The sequence below is a fragment of the Nostoc sp. UIC 10890 genome, assembly GCF_054786515.1.
The window spans coordinates 482433-499297 of sequence record NZ_JBSGKF010000001.1 but is presented as its reverse complement, the minus strand read 5'-3'; the positions used below and the strand labels follow the sequence as shown (position 1 = coordinate 499297).

Annotated in this window: 14 protein-coding genes; 8 read left to right on the top strand and 6 right to left on the bottom strand. The window is 43.9% G+C overall.

Annotation, left to right across the window (positions count from 1 at the left end; translation table 11 throughout):
- Positions 1 to 93: 93 nt before the first annotated feature.
- From ACWATR_RS02125 to ACWATR_RS02115, 3 genes are all read right to left on the bottom strand, one after another.
- Positions 94 to 1317 carry a type II secretion system F family protein gene (locus tag ACWATR_RS02125; protein ID WP_460329039.1) on the bottom strand — a complete coding sequence of 408 codons (1224 nt, stop codon included), beginning with the start codon at positions 1315 to 1317 and terminating at the stop codon, positions 94 to 96.
- A gap of 206 nt (positions 1318 to 1523) precedes the next feature.
- Positions 1524 to 2654 (bottom strand): type IV pilus twitching motility protein PilT, encoded by a 1131-nt coding sequence (locus ACWATR_RS02120; RefSeq protein ID WP_069070219.1) that lies wholly within the window; start codon positions 2652 to 2654, stop codon positions 1524 to 1526.
- A 153-nt stretch (positions 2655 to 2807) separates the two neighbouring features.
- Positions 2808 to 4811, bottom strand: a complete 2004-nt coding sequence (locus ACWATR_RS02115; RefSeq protein WP_460329037.1) for a GspE/PulE family protein — start codon at positions 4809 to 4811, stop codon at positions 2808 to 2810.
- A gap of 507 nt (positions 4812 to 5318) precedes the next feature.
- Between ACWATR_RS02115 and grpE the strand changes: the two genes are divergently transcribed.
- Positions 5319 to 6068 (top strand): nucleotide exchange factor GrpE, encoded by a 750-nt coding sequence (gene grpE / locus ACWATR_RS02110; protein ID WP_460329035.1) that lies wholly within the window; start codon positions 5319 to 5321, stop codon positions 6066 to 6068.
- Between the two features lie 226 nt (positions 6069 to 6294).
- Positions 6295 to 8253 (top strand): molecular chaperone DnaK, encoded by a 1959-nt coding sequence (gene dnaK, locus ACWATR_RS02105; protein ID WP_460329033.1) that lies wholly within the window; start codon positions 6295 to 6297, stop codon positions 8251 to 8253.
- Positions 8254 to 8500: 247 nt separating this feature from the next.
- Here dnaK and ACWATR_RS02100 read toward each other — a convergent pair whose 3' ends face one another.
- Positions 8501 to 8779, bottom strand: coding sequence for a hypothetical protein (locus tag ACWATR_RS02100; protein WP_460329030.1), 279 nt, complete (start codon positions 8777 to 8779; stop codon positions 8501 to 8503).
- A gap of 168 nt (positions 8780 to 8947) precedes the next feature.
- Here ACWATR_RS02100 and dnaJ point away from each other — a divergent pair, with 168 nt between their 5' ends.
- From dnaJ to ACWATR_RS02070, 6 genes are all read left to right on the top strand, one after another.
- Positions 8948 to 10078 carry a molecular chaperone DnaJ gene (dnaJ, locus tag ACWATR_RS02095; protein WP_069070215.1) on the top strand — a complete coding sequence of 377 codons (1131 nt, stop codon included), beginning with the start codon at positions 8948 to 8950 and terminating at the stop codon, positions 10076 to 10078.
- Positions 10078 to 10335: a sulfurtransferase TusA family protein gene (locus ACWATR_RS02090; protein ID WP_069070283.1), complete on the top strand. Its 258-nt coding sequence runs from the start codon at positions 10078 to 10080 to the stop codon at positions 10333 to 10335. Before dnaJ ends, ACWATR_RS02090 begins: the two co-directional genes overlap by 1 nt.
- Positions 10332 to 11471 (top strand): small ribosomal subunit biogenesis GTPase RsgA, encoded by a 1140-nt coding sequence (gene rsgA, locus ACWATR_RS02085; RefSeq protein WP_460329027.1) that lies wholly within the window; start codon positions 10332 to 10334, stop codon positions 11469 to 11471. Before ACWATR_RS02090 ends, rsgA begins: the two co-directional genes overlap by 4 nt.
- 71 nt (positions 11472 to 11542) lie before the next feature.
- Positions 11543 to 12304 (top strand): Uma2 family endonuclease, encoded by a 762-nt coding sequence (locus ACWATR_RS02080; RefSeq protein ID WP_460329025.1) that lies wholly within the window; start codon positions 11543 to 11545, stop codon positions 12302 to 12304.
- A 44-nt stretch (positions 12305 to 12348) separates the two neighbouring features.
- A complete protein-coding gene (locus ACWATR_RS02075; protein WP_460329023.1) occupies positions 12349 to 12918 on the top strand; it encodes a Uma2 family endonuclease in 570 nt (189 codons plus the stop codon).
- Between the two features lie 602 nt (positions 12919 to 13520).
- Positions 13521 to 15110 carry a glycoside hydrolase family 57 protein gene (locus tag ACWATR_RS02070; RefSeq protein ID WP_460329021.1) on the top strand — a complete coding sequence of 530 codons (1590 nt, stop codon included), beginning with the start codon at positions 13521 to 13523 and terminating at the stop codon, positions 15108 to 15110.
- Between the two features lie 61 nt (positions 15111 to 15171).
- Here the strand turns inward: ACWATR_RS02070 and ACWATR_RS02065 are convergent, their stop codons facing one another.
- Entirely contained in the window at positions 15172 to 15858 is a 687-nt protein-coding gene (locus tag ACWATR_RS02065; RefSeq protein ID WP_460329018.1) for a Uma2 family endonuclease, read from the bottom strand.
- A gap of 94 nt (positions 15859 to 15952) precedes the next feature.
- Positions 15953 to 16570, bottom strand: a complete 618-nt coding sequence (locus tag ACWATR_RS02060; protein ID WP_460329016.1) for a hypothetical protein — start codon at positions 16568 to 16570, stop codon at positions 15953 to 15955.
- Positions 16571 to 16865 lie beyond the last annotated feature (295 nt).

Genomic DNA, 16865 nt, shown 5'->3' with positions numbered 1-16865 from the left:
AGTTAAAAGTTAGGAATAAAAAAAATAATTCCTAACTCATCACTTCTAACTCTTAACGGGAGGCGGAGCGTCTCCGGCTCCGCTATTAATCCTTTATCCCAGCTTTTCAAATACCGCAAACATCGGTAGATACATAGCTAACAAAATGGTTCCAACCATTCCCCCTAAAACTACAATCATCACTGGTTCTAAAATACTAGTCATTGCTTTTACAGCTTGCTCGACTTCATCTTCATAGAAATCGGCAACTTTCATCAACATTGCATCTAATTCTCCAGTTTCTTCTCCGATACTAATCATCTGAATTGCCATAGCCGGAAAAACGGCATCTTTTTGTAAAGCAAGGCTAATCATACCTCCTTGTTGAATCTCCATGCGGGCTGCATCTATGGCATTGGCAATTACTTGGTTTCCTGATGTATCTCGGACAATTTCCAAACAAGTTAAAATTGGTACACCTGAACGAGTCAAAGAACCAAAAGTCCGGCTAAAGCGGGCAACCGAAGATTTTTGAATTAAGTCACCAAACAACGGCATTTTGAGGGAAAAACGATCAATTGTGATGCGACCAACAGGAGTTTTACCGTATTGTGTAAAGGCAACTTTCAGTCCTACAAGAACAGCGATAAGCACGAAAACTTTCGGGCTTCTTAAAAATTGACTAGCATCCATCAAAAACTGCGTTAAAGCTGGTAATTCAGTTCCGAGTTCTGTAAAAATCTTGGCAAAAATGGGAATAAGAAAAATGGTCATACCAAGAAAGATCGCAACTGCGATAAAACCTACGACCGTGGGATAAGATAATGCTGATTTAATTTGGTTTTGTAGGCGAGCAACATCTTCTAATAACTTGGCTAAACGATTTAATACTTCGTCTAGAACACCACCAACTTCGCCAGCTTGAATCATACTCACATATAATCCATCAAAGCAGTCAGGATGCTTCCGCATTGACTCTGAAAGATTCATTCCGCTTTGAACATCGGTACTAATTTCCACAAGGGCTTGTTTCAATTTAGTATTACTACACTGTTCAGAAAGCACCCCCAGACTTCTAACGATCGCAACTCCCGCATTCATCAAAACGGCAAATTGACGAGAAAAAACGGCTTTGTCCTTCACAGAAACCTTCACTAAGGAATTCTGGAATTTTTTGAAAGCAACATCTGGCTGAAATCCTTGAGATTGCTTGAGTTCTTGAACTACAAAACCTTGATCTCTGAGATTAGTACGAGCTTGCGTCAAGGATTCTGCAACAATTTTTTCCGTTCGGGATTTTCCTTGAGAATCCCGAACACGGGCTACGTAGTTTGGCATAAATTAATTTTTTCAAAATACTCGTTATTTATTGGGCATGTGGCAAAACAGTTCCGTTAGCGGTTGCGGGGCGTTTATCCCGTTCTGAGTAAAGAAGTGAGATTTCCAACTCAGCACTCATAACTGGGAACTCTTGAGGGGCATAAGGGAAAGACTTACTGCAACTTCCTCTCTACTCCCTCATCCTCCTCATTTCCCCAGTTCCTTTAATGCGCTTTGGCAGTCGCACCAGGTTTCGCACCTGCGGCAGCTGCTTGCGGTGTAGAATTACCAATAAGACGTTGGATTTCATCTGGCTTAGAAGTTTTAGACATCGCCGCTTCAAAAGAAATCGTTCCTGCTTTGTAAAAATCGGCTAAAACCTTCTCCAGAGTTTGCATTCCCAATTTGCCGCCAGTTTGAATAGCTGAGTAGATTTGAGATGTTTTGCCTTCTCGAATCAAGTTAGAAATAGCAGGAGTGACAATCAGAATTTCTTGAGCCATCACCCGACCATATTCATTGGGTTTAGGGTTTTTCTTAGACACCAAGGTTTGGCTAAATACCGCCACTAAGGAGTTAGATAACTGCACCCGCACTTGGGTTTGTCTTTCATGAGGGAAAACGTCAATAATCCGGTCAACTGTCTGTGCGGCAGAACTGGTGTGTAGCGTGCCAAATACCAAGTGTCCTGTTTCCGCAGCGGAAATTGCCAAAGAAATCGTTTCCAAATCGCGCATTTCTCCCACCAGAACAATATCTGGATCTTCTCGCAAAGCTGCTTTCAAGGCATTAGCAAAGCTCTTAGTATCTTCACCCAGTTGCCGCTGGTGAACCAAGCTTTTTATTGGTTCGTAGACAAATTCAATTGGGTCTTCCACCGTCAAAATATGCTCTGCCTTGGTGCGGTTAATCAAGTCAATCATTGCCGCTAGGGTAGTTGTCTTACCGGAACCTGTAGGGCCTGTCACCAGAATTAGCCCTCTGGGTTTATCTGTCATTTCCCGCACAATATCTGGCAACCCTAATTTTTCAAAGTTAGGAATCTTAGAACTTAATGCCCGTAAGCAAGCAGCATAAGAACCACGTTCTTTATAGACATTGACCCGGAAGCGAGCTAAACCCTTAACACCATAAGAACAATCCAACTCCCAGTTTTGCTCTAGAGTTTTACGCTGGGTGTTGTTGAGCATACTAAAAATCAGCCTTTGACATTGATCTGCTGTCAATACATCCTCACCTATGGGGGTGAGTTTGCCACTGATACGGAAATAGGGAGGCAAACCTGCGGATAAATGCATATCCGAGCCACCCAATTCAATCAGTTGCTCCATCAAATCTTCAATCATCATTTCCATAGTTATGCTTCCTCTTAATGTTTGTTATTTGTTATTTGTCCTTTGTCATTTGTCAGTTGTCCTTTGTCATTTGTTTAAATTTACTAAGCATCGACTTAATGACTAATGACTAATGACCAATGACTAATGACCAATGACTAATGACTATCAGTCTTAAAACCGAGGTGTCATACAGTAAGGACAATCCAGCCATTCTTGTTTCAATGTGGCATCACAACTCCGACAGGTAAGACCAGTCTTGCGTTTGGCTTTTAACTCTGCTTCTAAACCAGTATCGGTAAACGTCACTCGTTCTACTTCTTCTAGAGTGGTGGAACCTTCACGCACTAAGTCCAAACTGTAAGCCAGCAAGGTTTTCATGCCCTCTTCTATTGCTACTTCCTTGATACGTTCCGTGGGTGCATCTTCGTTGATCAGGGTTTGCAGGTTTTCGGTGACTCGCATAACTTCATAAACACCACAACGCCCTTTGTAGCCGATACCATTACATTTTGAGCAAAGGTGATTTTTGGTTTTGGCTTCGGCGATCGCATCTAATGTCAAGGTGTTAGCTTTATAGAAGGTGATTCCCACATCAGAGGAAGCTGATAGACCATAACGAGCTAGTTCCTCGGTTGTAGGAGTGTAAGGAATGCGACATTCAGAACATACACGCCGCACCAGACGTTGAGCTAGAACGCCAATTAGGGAACTAGAAACCATGAAAGGCTCAATCCCCATTTCTCCCAAACGAGCGATCGCACCTGGGGCATCATTGGTATGTAAGGTAGTTAATACTAAGTGACCAGTCAAGGCAGCCTCAATTGCTGTTTTTGCCGTTTCTTTATCCCGCGTTTCACCCACCAGTAGCACATCTGGATCTTGTCGCAAGAAAGCCCGCAATGCGGTAGCAAAATCCAGCCCTTTTTCCCGAATTACCTGTACTTGAGTAATCCCTGGAAGACTGTACTCAATTGGGTCTTCTACGGTACTGATATTAATTCCGGGATCATTCTTTTCTGAGAGTGCAGAATATAGCGAGGTTGTTTTCCCAGAACCAGTTGGTCCAGTCACCAAAATTAGCCCAAAGGGACGGCTGACCATATCCTTGACAATATCTAAAGTCTCTGGGTCGGTAATTAACTTATCTAATCCCAGTTGGGTGGAGGAGTTATCCAAAATCCGCAGCACCACCTTTTCCCCGTAGCGACTGGGTAAGGTATTCACCCGGAAATCCACTTTGCGTCCCTCAAACATCCGCCGGATACGTCCATCCTGGGGTAGACGGCGTTCAGCAATGTCTAGATTGGAAATGATCTTAAATCGGGCTGTAACTGCTGGGATGATTTTTTTCGGTAGGGGATCAAAAGCTTCACGCAATACGCCATCCTTCCGAAAGCGAATGCGTAAGTTTTCTTCTTGCGGTTCTATATGAATATCAGAAACGCCCTCATGCAAAGCTTTAGCCAGGATTCTGTTAACTAGGTTGATGACTGGGGCATCCTCTGCACCCTTCATCGCTGCCCCTAGATCAGCCTCCATTTCTTCAGGAGCATCTGCAAGATCGAGATTTCCGAGGTTTTCTAAATCCTGATTAATATCTGTAAACTTTTCTTGTTCCAGGTGCTTCTGCTTAACAGCCATTTCATCCAGATATTGGTTGATTAGCTGTTGGTAATCTTCCTGTGTAATTACCATGCGCTGCAACGCCAAACCTTGGGGGCGCAATATGCGGTTCAGGTCATCGGAAGCCTCTAGATTATCTGGAGCGACCATCGCCACTAAAACAGAGGGTGGGGTTTGGTCTTCGTGTTTCGATAGTGGTACTAAACGATGACGACGACAGATATCCACTGGGATGAGGGTTTCAATCAGGTTCCCCATCATCGTGTTGCCAACGGAGTTGACTTCCGGATCAAGGAATTCAACTCCGTATAGTATTTTCAGTTCAAATAGCTGTTGTTTTTTGTATTGCCTGAGTAACTCAGGCGATAGTTGTTGCCCAGTGATTGACTCTAAGACTTCCGTTAAGGGTCTGCCAGATTTGCGGCTTTCAATTAATGCCTGCCTCATCTGTTCGGTATTGACATAGCCAGATTGCACTAGCTTGTTGCCAAAAGGCGAAAACTCTGTTCTGGTAGTTAGAGCGGTACTGCGCCGTTGTGGTGACGAGTTCATAAATGAGCGAATGAGTAGGGAAACCTCTGCTTAAAGTATTCCCAGGCTGTGAGACAGAATTCTCATTTGCCAAAAAAGTCCTGAGTCATAACTCAATACAGTTCAGATAAGACCAAAACACTTGTAGAGAGGGCGATTTATCGCGTCTCAAAACCCACAATTTTCTACTATTAGCCCTTAACCCAAGCGTAGCTAACAGCATAAAAAATCCCAAAGCCAATGCCTTGAGCTATGGAAAAAGAAAAAAAGATTTCCAATAAGCATTGCTAAACCCCTATAGCGCGGATCTATTTACCAATCTCCCCAGTCCCCAGTCCTACTCGTTCGGGTTCCCGCCTTAGTGGCGTCTGGGCTAACGTGTTCACCATTTGTCACAATAAGATGACGGTTATATCAGTTCCAGGAACTTGTCGGCAATAAAATCAGCCTCAGCGGCACGTCGTGGATGACGACGGTTGCAAGCTGTGGAGATACACTGCCATAAATAGGATCTGGAATGAGTAGATAATGATGGATGAAAATAAACAGATAAACAATACAAGCCAGCAATTGGGTGAACCAACAGAGGTAAAGCAAGCAATGAAGAGTGACCCCCCAGCCCAAATTAATTTCAATGAATCTGGAAGCGAGGTGACAGAGCAAGTGGCAGCCCAAACAAATATGTCAGGGGATGCTGCTACTCTCAATTCTGAAAATAGCGTCGCTGCAACTGAGAAAACTGAAGTGGAAACAGCAGCTTTGGCAGAACTAACTCAACAAATCGAGTCCGTTAAAACGCAACTAGAGGAGCGTAGTACTCAATATATGCGGATTGCCGCTGATTTTGAGAATTACCGGAAACGCACTAGTAAAGAAAAAGAAGACCTAGAGTTGCAGGTGAAGCGGAATACGATTTTGGAATTGCTGCCAGTGGTCGATAATTTTGAGCGGGCGCGATCGCACCTGAAACCTCAATCTGATGGCGAAATGACCATGCACAAAAGTTACCAAGGCGTTTACAAACAATTAGTAGATAGCCTGAAGCGCTTGGGTGTATCACCAATGCGTCCTGAAGGTCAAGAATTTGATCCTAACTTGCATGAAGCAGTAATGCGGGAACCTACGGATGAACATCCTGAAGGAACAGTGTTAGAAGAGTTAGTGCGCGGATACTTCTTAGGCGATCGCGTGCTACGCCATGCAATGGTCAAAGTAGCTGCTCCCAAGGAAGATAGCCCTGTAGCATCAGAAGATCAGTCGAGTTCAGCCAACAGTTAAGCTGTAATCGCTCGCCTCGCTGACCTCAAGTGCCTGGGTTCTAGCAAGGACGAGCATCGCGTACCTATACAAGGACAAGGCTTTGGATAACTCTCTGTGTTTCACCTTCTCTCTTGCTACCAGTAACAGGGGTTCCACAGACGTTATCCGCTAGCCTTGGTTCGTAGCACAAAAGTTAGTCCGCGACACATTACAGCAGAAAGACTGAGTAAAAATACTGTCAAATATGGGAAAAGTTATTGGGATCGACTTAGGCACTACTAACAGTTGCGTCGCAGTTTTGGAGGGCGGTCAACCACTTGTGATCTCCAATTCTGAAGGTGGACGAACTACTCCAAGTATTGTGGGATTTGGGAAGAGTGGCGATCGCTTGGTTGGTCAATTGGCAAAGCGCCAAGCCGTAACCAATGCTGAAAACACAATTTACAGTATTAAACGATTTATCGGGCGACGTTGGGAAGACACTGAAGTAGAACGCGATCGCGTCCCCTACAACTGTGTCAAAGGTCGAGATGATACCGTTGATGTCCAAATTCGCTCAAAAAACTACACGCCACAAGAACTATCCGCCATGATCCTGCAAAAGCTGAAGCAGGATGCAGAAAATTTCTTGGGTGAGGAAGTCACTCAAGCAGTGATCACCGTACCAGCATATTTTACAGATGCTCAAAGACAAGCAACTAAAGATGCTGGCACAATTGCAGGCTTAGAAGTCCTACGAATCATTAATGAACCAACAGCTGCGGCTTTAGCTTTCGGATTGGAAAAGCAAGACCAAGAGCAGCTAATTTTAGTATTTGACTTGGGAGGCGGTACTTTTGACGTATCGATCCTGCAACTTGGAGATGGCGTTTTTGAAGTTAAAGCGACTTGTGGTAACAACCACTTGGGTGGAGACGACTTTGATAATGCGATCGTTCTTTGGATGATGGAACGCTTTCAGGAACAAGAGAAAATCGACCTTTCCAAAGACAAGATGGCATTGCAACGCCTGCGGGAAGCAGCGGAAAAGGCAAAAATTGAACTCTCCAATATGGTAAGTACTTCCATCAACTTGCCATTTATCACAGCTGATGACGGCGGGCCAAAGCATCTGGAAATGGAACTCAGCCGCTCTAAATTTGAAGAACTGGCAGGGAAATTAATTGAAGGTACCATCGAACCGATGATCCAAGCACTCAAAGATGCGGATCTCAAACCATCAGCCATAGATCGGATTATTTTGGTAGGTGGTTCTACGCGTATTCCCGCAGTCCAAAACGCCCTGATTAAGTTTTTCAATGGCAAAGCTCCCGATCGCTCCATCAACCCTGACGAAGCTGTAGCATTAGGAGCGGCTATCCAAGCAGGTGTATTGGGTGGCGAAGTCGATAATCTCTTACTATTGGATGTCACCCCTCTATCTTTGGGAATTGAAACCTTGGGTGAAGTATTCACCAAAATTATTGAGCGCAACACTACAATTCCTACGAGTAGATCACAAGTTTTTTCCACAGCAGTTGATGGGCAAACCTCGGTAGAAATTCACATCCTCCAAGGTGAACGAGCAATGTCACGAGATAACAAGAGTCTCGGCAAATTTCTGCTAGCAGGAATTCCCCCATCGCCCCGTGGCGTACCGCAAATTGAAGTATCCTTTGAAATCGATGTTAACGGCATCCTGAAGGTTTCTGCCCAAGATAAAGGTACTGGTAGAGAACAGAGTATTAGGATTACCAATACAGGTGGTTTGAGTAGCAACGAAGTCGAACGGATGCGCCAAGAAGCCGAACTGTTTTCCGAAGAAGATAGAAGACGTAAAGAACTGGTTGAACTTAAAAACCAAGCAGATAATTTGTTGTTCAGCTATGAATCTACTATCAAGGACAATAGCAACTTTATCGGCGAGCAGATGAAAACCTTGGCTAGTGAAAAAGTTTCACAACTCCAAGCTGCAATGATTGACTCCAGCATTTCCACAGTGGAATTTAAGCAGCGCTTAGACGACTTCCAACAAACCCTATTTGCAATTGGTGCTGATGTCTACAACCGAGCTAACAATCAAAGTGATGAGATTGAGGAGTCTTCAGGTAGTCACTTTACCCCAGAAGTAGACTCACCAATGAATGGCACACTAATACCACAATTCAATTTTGATTTTGACGAAGAAAGTACTGCACAGGCTGATTATGAGGCGATAGATTAAGGATTGGGAATGGGGACTGATGACTGGGGACTGGGGACTGGGGACTAGGGACTGGGGACTAGGGACGCAGAGCGAAAATTCCTTTTCTCTGAACTCTTCTCTACCCCTACACTTGTAAATCCTCAATCCCAATCCCCAGTCACTAAGTTGCAAATTTTCATTAAGACATTTTAATATATCTAAATATTTAGCGAAGTTTCACAAGACCCCAGCGGTTTGCTAGATTGTAGAAGCAAATTACTTTGAGCTAGGCAGTGTGCCAGTTCAAATAGACTTCCATTGCATAAGGGTGGTTTTCCACACCTAATGGTGCGGCTAGCCCCTCTGGTTGATGGGCGGGGTTTTCCTCTCCTAAGTAGCACAATTGTAAAAGAGACAGCCGACTCGGCAGTGAGAAGTCTGAGCAGAGGCTTCCCCTGTTCCTAACTTCTATAGCTTTTGTCGTCTCCCACGAGGAAAGCACCTGTTGCTCAAGATTTGTCGGTGATTTTTGTAAAAGGTAAAGGGTAAAATCAGTTATTAACAAAAATTAATTTTATCTTCTGCCTGGACTCCGGCAAGCTTTCCTTTAAAGGATACTGTGTTGCTCTTACATATTCTGTAAAGCAAAACGCCTTCCCGTAAAGTAGCAAGCGACCGTGAGTGACGTTCTACTGACTTCTGCTTTCTTCCTTCTAACTTTTACCTTTGCTATATGGCCCGCGACTATTATGAAATCCTGGGTGTCTCTCGTGACACCGACAAAGAAGAAATCAAACAAGCCTATCGCCGTTTAGCCCGGAAGTATCACCCAGATGTGAACAAAGAACCGGGGGCGGAGGATCGCTTTAAAGAAATTAACCGCGCTTATGAGGTACTCTCAGAACCCGAAACCCGCGCTCGTTACGATCGCTTTGGGCCAGAGGGTGTGTCGGGTGCTGCTGGCTCGGGCTTTCAAGATGTCGGCGATATGGGTGGTTTTGCCGATATCTTTGAAAGCATTTTTAGTGGCTTTGCTGGCGGTATGGGTAATCCCACTCAACAAAGACGGCGCAGTGGGCCTGCGAGGGGCGATGACCTGCGGCTAGACCTGAAGTTAGACTTTCGGGAAGCGGTATTTGGTGGCGAAAAAGAAATTCGCATTTCACATTTAGAAAATTGTGAAGTCTGTAGCGGTTCTGGTGCTAAACCTGGAACCCGCCCTCGGACTTGTTCAACTTGTAGCGGTTCTGGTCAAGTCCGCCGTGTCACGAGAACACCCTTTGGCAGTTTCACCCAAGTCTCTACTTGTCCCACCTGTAATGGCACTGGGATGGTGATTGAAGATAAGTGTGATGCCTGTGATGGTAAGGGCGCAAATCAAGTCACCAAGAAACTCAAAATTACCATTCCCGCTGGGGTGGACAATGGCACACGCTTACGGATTTCTAGTGAAGGAGATTCCGGTCAGCGCGGCGGCCCACCTGGGGATTTGTATGTTTACTTGTTCGTCAATGAGGACGAAGAATTCCAACGGGATGGGATTAATATTCTCTCGGAAATCAAAGTTAGCTACCTGCAAGCAATTTTAGGTTGTCGGTTAGAGGTAGATACGGTAGATGGCCCAGTGGAACTAATTATTCCAGCGGGAACTCAGCCGAATACGGTGATGAAGTTGGAAAATCGCGGCGTACCCCGCTTGGGTAATCCCGTCAGTCGTGGGGATCACATGCTGAACGTCTTAATTGATATTCCCAATAAAGTCACCCCAGAGGAGAGGGAACTGTTGGAGAAGCTGGCTAAAATTAAGGGAGACCGCACTGGTAAAGGCGGTCTAGAAGGATTTTTGGGAAATTTATTTAAGTGATCAAGCCCTCTTCTGTTTCAACTCCCGATGCTCAACTTGATTTACGCGGCACTCCTTGCCCAATTAATTTTGTGCGGACAAAATTACGTCTGGAAAAAATGCCATTGGGAGGTTTGCTAGAAGTCTGGCTAGACCCTGGTGAGCCGATTGAGCAGGTTCCCGATAGTCTGACAATGGCAGGTTATCAGGTGGAACAAATTACAGATTGTGCTGGTTATTTTTCTCTGTTAGTGCGCCGTCCACTTGCTGGCCAATGACAGGGGAAAATTTTGCCGCAACTGGACAGTTATTGGGTACGGTGGTAGCTGTACAGGCTAATTTTTACCGAGTACAGATGGATCAAGAGGATGGGGAGCAGAGGAGTAGGAGAGCAGAGGAGAAACTGAATTTAAATCCCCCTCTGCCCCTCTGCCCCTCTGCCCCCTTGCCTCCCCTCCTGCTTTGTACTCGGCGAACACGTCTGAAAAAAATTGGACAACAGGTGATGGTAGGCGATCGCGTTGTGGTAGAAGAACCAGATTGGGCTGGGGGACGGGGTGCGATCGCTGATGTTTTACCCCGTCAAAGCGAATTAGATCGTCCAGCGATCGCCAATGTCAACCAAATTCTATTGGTATTTGCTGTTGCTGATCCACCTTTGGAACCTTATCAGTTGAGCCGATTTCTGATTAAAGCTGAGTCTACTGGCTTGGATGTGCTTTTATGTTTGAATAAAAGTGATTTAATTTCACCCCAGGAACAGCAGCAAGTTAGCGATCGCCTACTGGATTGGGGCTATGAACCAATATTTATCAGTGTTAAAGATGGTATTAATACTGACCAAGCAGCCAAATACCTGAGCAATAAAATTACTGTAATCGCTGGGCCTTCCGGCGTTGGCAAATCCAGCCTGATTAATACGCTAATTGACTCTGCCAAGCTGCGAGTCGGAGAAGTTTCTGGTAAACTGGCTCGTGGTCGTCATACCACTCGCCATATAGAATTATTTGAGTTGCCTAGCGGTGGTTTACTGGCTGATACTCCCGGCTTTAATCAGCCGGACATGGATTGTATCCCAGAAGAATTAATCCACTATTTTCCAGAAGCCAGAAAGCGGTTAGCAGTTGCTAGCTGTCGATTTAGTGATTGTCTGCATCGAGACGAGCCTGAGTGCGTCGTCCGGGGAGACTGGGAACGATATGAACATTATTTAGAATTTTTGGACGCTGCGATCGCTCATCAAACACAGCTACACCAACAAGCCGATCCAGAATCCACCATGAAGTTAAAAAGCAAAAGCAAAGGCAAAGGGCAGAGTCAATACGAACCTAAGCTAGAAAGTAAAAAATATCGTCGAATTTCTCGGAAGACTCAGTTACAAGACTTGCAAGAGTTATATCGGGATGAGGAATAAAGGAGTGTGAGCGCACTTCTATGCAAAGGTTGGTCACGATAGCATAGATACAAACATAAAAACTATCTTCTATGTCTCAGCCCCTTGCTGCCACCCCTAGTTTAGAAGATGTCACTGAGAGTATAATTTTCCCACCAGGTGATATCTATAGTGACGAACCCCCCTTGGAATCTGATTTACACCGCGAACAAATCGATTTACTCATCCGCTTGATTAAATGGTGGTGGCGCGATCGCGAAGATTTTTATGCTACCGGCAACCTGACGATCTATTTCAGCCCCAATCAGAAAAAGTCAGAAGAATTTCGAGGCCCTGATTTCTTTGTGGTTTTAGATACAGAGAAAAAAGACCGCAAAAGCTGGGTTGTGTGGCAAGAAGACGGCAAATATCCCAATGTGATTATTGAGATGTTATCTGATTCCACTGCCTCGGTTGATAAAAGTTTGAAAAAGCAAATATACCAAAATACATTTCGCACTCCAGATTACTTTTGGTTTGACCCAAATAACCTAGAATTACAGGGATTTCACTTAGTTGATGGGCAATATCAAGACATTGTACCCACTGAGTCAGGTTGGTTGTGGAGTCAGCAGTTAGGGCTGTATTTGGCAGTATATTTGGGCAAATTACGCTTCTTTACACCAGATGGACAGCTAGTGATGTTGCCAGAGGAAGAATCAAATCAACAGTTACAGCAGGTAAACCAACAGTTAGAGCAAACAAATCAACAACTAGAACAAACAAATCAACAACTAGAACAAGAACGTCAACGGGCTGCAATATTGGCAGAACACTTGCGAGCCGCAGGTATTGATCCTGAGCAAATATTCTGAAAAATAGAATTTTATCTCTAAACTAGGCATGGGAAAATAATGCTATGAACCAAACAATATCCGATCAAGTCCGTTGGACAACCTCAGACTTAGAATTACTCACAACTGACGAATGGAAGCGCTATGAAATTGTTGATGGAGAGCTATTTGTGACTAGAGCGCCTCACTGGAGACATCAAGGGACTGCGGGCAATATATACTTAGAATTACAAATTTGGTCTCGCTCTAGTGGGCTGGGGGAAACCCGTCAAACTCCCGGTATAATTTTTACAGATGCCGATAATGTTATACCCGACGTAGTTTGGATTAGTCATGAGCGTTTAGCACAATTACTAGATGATCAAGGGCATTTGAGAGGAGCGCCAGAACTCATTGTGGAAGTGCTTTCTCCTGGGACAACTAACGAACGTAGAGATCGAGAAGCCAAGCTAAAACTATACTCATCCACAGGAGTCCAAGAATATTGGATTGCAAATTGGCAATTACAGCGGCTAGAAGTTTATCGCCGAGAAGCTGCTCAATTAAAACTGATCGCAACCTTTCTGGCTGATGACGAAATTACATCACCGCTGTTGCCAGGTTTCTGTGTTCGAGTTCAGCGTTTTTTTGTATAATTCTGGCGTAGGCGTAGCCCGCAGTAGGCATCGCTCATTAAACTCAGCTGCACCAACTAGCTAGGCAAAGGTCAGAGTCAGTACAAACCCAAGTTAGAAAGTAAAAAATACTGCCAGATTTCTCGGAAGACTCAGTTATAAATGACGTTTTTTTAAACCAACGTGAGTCTCCTATAGAAGCGCACGTTAAGCCAGAATATTGCCGGGAGAAAAACCAAACCCGCAATTGAGTTAAGTCGGCGATCAAAATTCAATATATGTGAAGAAATATAAACTTGAAGTAGGGTGTGTTACGCCGTAGGCTAATGCACCTTGAATTGTTGAGGTGAGTTAGGTGAAAAATTGACAGAATGCTTACGAACCATAGGTCTTGAACCAGAGTAAATATTTTCAGTGCAGGATTATACAATAAACAAATAGGCAGATATTACAACTAGTTAACAACAAAAGGCGATGGAGGCATAACAAATGTTGTGCCCTCACAAGCACTGTAATTAACTCAATTGAAAACTATTCTTACGATCCCCATAAAGTCTTAAAATATTGTTAATTTCAGCCAAACCTCTCGACCTTCAACTTACAAGTATCACCCCAAAATCACTATGGCTATCGGCTACGTCGCGCTTGTACTCCACGCACATCTACCCTTCGTTCGTCACCCGGAAAGTGACTACGTGCTGGAGGAAGAATGGCTCTATGAAGCCATCACAGAAACCTACATCCCCTTATTGAAAGTATTTGAAGGCTTAAAGCGAGACGGTATCGACTTTAAAATCACGATGAGTATGACACCACCTCTAGTGTCGATGCTCCGCGATCCTTTGCTTCAAGAACGCTACGAAGCACACTTAGCTCAACTAGAAGAACTTATAGCACTAGAAGCAGAACATAATGTCAACAACGGGCATCTTCGTTATTTAGCCGAACATTACGCGACTGAGTTTAGCGAAGCGCGTCAGCTATGGGAACGCTACGGCGGTGACTTGGTGACAGCTTTTAAGAAGTTCCAAGACAGCAACAATCTGGAAATCATCACTTGCGGCGCTACTCACGGCTATTTACCGTTGATGAAAATGTATCCACAAGCAGTGTGGGCGCAAATTCAGGTAGCCTGCGAACATTACGAACAAACTTTTGGAAAAGCACCTAGAGGTATTTGGTTGCCGGAATGTGCCTACTATGAAGGTTTAGAGCGGATGCTAGCTGATGCTGGGTTACGCTATTTCCTCACTGATGGGCATGGCATCCTTTACGCTCGTCCCCGGCCGCGCTTCGGCACTTATGCCCCAATTTATACAGAAACTGGTGTTGCTGTTTTTGGTCGAGATCATGAATCTTCCCAACAGGTATGGTCTTCTGAGGTGGGCTATCCTGGGGCGGCAGAATATCGAGAATTTTACAAAGATTTGGGCTGGGAAGCAGAATATGAGTACATCAAGCCCTACATTATGCCCAATGGTCAGCGGAAAAATACGGGTATTAAGTATCATAAAATTACTGGGCGGGGCTTAGGTCTCTCAGATAAGGCGCTCTACGATCCTTATTGGGCTAGGGAAAAGGCCGCAGAACACGCTGCTAATTTTATGTATAATCGAGAGCAGCAATCTGAGCATCTCTATGGTATAATGCAGCGTCCGCCAATTATCGTTTCGCCTTATGACGCAGAGTTATTTGGACATTGGTGGTATGAAGGCCCTTGGTTTATCGATTACCTATTCCGCAAGTCGTGGCATGACCAAAAAACATATCAAATGACCCATTTAGCAGACTATTTGCGTGAGCAGCCGACGCAACAAGTCTGTCGTCCTTCCCAGTCGAGTTGGGGTTTTAAGGGTTTCCACGAGTATTGGTTGAATGAAACGAATGCGTGGATTTATCCGCATTTGCACAAAGCTGCTGAACGGATGATTGAAATTTCGCACCTAGAACCAGAGGATGAGTTGGGGGAAAAAGCATTGAACCAAGCGGCGCGGGAATTGTTATTAGCACAATCTTCCGACTGGGCATTTATTATGCGGACGGGAACGATGGTACCCTATGCAGTTAGACGGACGCGATCGCACCTAATGCGGTTTAATAAGCTCTATGAAGACGTTAAAGTTGGCAAAATTGACAGTGGTTGGCTGGAAAAAGTCGAGTTAATGGATAATATCTTCCCGGAAATTAACTATCGCGTCTACCGTCCGCTATAGTCTCACATAAAAATAATCAACAGCAGTAGGGTGGGCATTGCTCACCCTATATTATTATTAGCTAAAGGCTATCTGGATCAATATTTAATTCTCGAAGTTTAGCGGCTAATCTTTGCGCTTTCTCTTCTGCGGCTTGTCGTGCGCCTGCTTCCTCTTCATGAGTTAGGAGTATTTGACCTGTAGCTGGATTGTAAAAACGCAGTTTTCCCGCCTCCAAGCGTAACTCTAGCCCCAAAACTTCACTCGGTAGAGACACTGTACCATCCGGCAAGATATTGGTTGCCACTGGGAAATAATTCCCATCGACCAAGTGTAAACCCTGAAGTTGGGGATTGAGATAATCGCCTGTGGGGTCATATTGGAAATATTCACGCACTCCCAGAAAGGCATAAATTCCTTTCTTTGCACCTTGGTCTTTGCTGCGGGTGGTTTTTGAGGTAATCTCTAGAACAAAATCTGGGGTTTGATTATTTTCTTCCCAGGTTTTGTAAGAGCGTCTGTCACGGTTTTCCACTCCAAAGACCACAAATACATCTGGTGCGACAACCGATTCTGGATAACCTTTTTCGTAGTAAATAAATAGATTACCAGCGACGTATACATCTGGGTGATTTTGGAAATAAATCCGTAGCGCATTTATTGCATAAGCCAAGTAACTGAATTGGATATCACCTTCAGCCATTGGCTTACCATCCTCATCTGGGTACTCAATCGGGGTAACGGGGATATACTCTACTGAGGCTGTCATGGGCAAATACCTCAACTCAACTAGGGCTAGATTTAATTTAACCTTGTTTTAAGTTGTAGGTACCTGCACATCAATTTAATTATCAGACTTTAACTTATGCATCAAACCAGAAAATTATTCTTATCTCATTAGGAGATCCTAATTCGAGAATTTCTTTAATAAAGTGTTCAGAACAACCTACATATTCTTTATAACTTGTCACCCAAGATACTTCAGTTGTTTCAGGTTCTTGTTTCCAGTTTGGCAGCACAAAATAGAGCTTTTCTCCTGCTGGAAACTCAGCCGGAAACGAAGCACTATCCTGAAATAAGTGTGCATACTGATGTTTTACGTATGCCCATTGAGTTACATACTGATTTTCCCAATCATAATCAATAATCTCTTGAAGCAATAACCAAGAATGTCCAAAATCCAAACCACATTGGTTTTCTGAAAAAGATTGCTTGTAGAAATCATTCATATCTTCAGGAAAACCTCGTGGTTCTGAAATCGGCTCTACGACAGCGTACATTGTTCGGCGTAGATTATCTTGACAAACGCCAGCAAGTGCCGCAAATAATTCATAGGGTCGTCCAATTTCAGTAGATTCTACAGGTACAGTTTTTCCTTTAGACCATTCTTTTTTTACAGGATCGGGAATGGGTTCCCACTTTCCATTTCTATGAATCTCTGCGTAAAGATGTATATCTGTCCCCATATTTATAACTTTCAAATACAGCTACTAATTATTTAGCGTTTGGTAAATTAACTAATCTAATTAATTGATAAAAAAGCCATTAATCTATAATTACATCAGCTAGTAACTCATCCATTTCATGGCTCATTTCTTGAGTATAAGGAATTAGTTTATAAGGTTTCTGCATAACATCATTCATCAAAAAGTCTCATTATAATGCCCTCATCTTCATCAAGATTAACATTCATTATCAGTTTCTAATCTAACTAAGAAATAGACTTGGAAGCTAACATATAAAAAAGACAGGCAAGATGCCTGTCCTACAAATAAT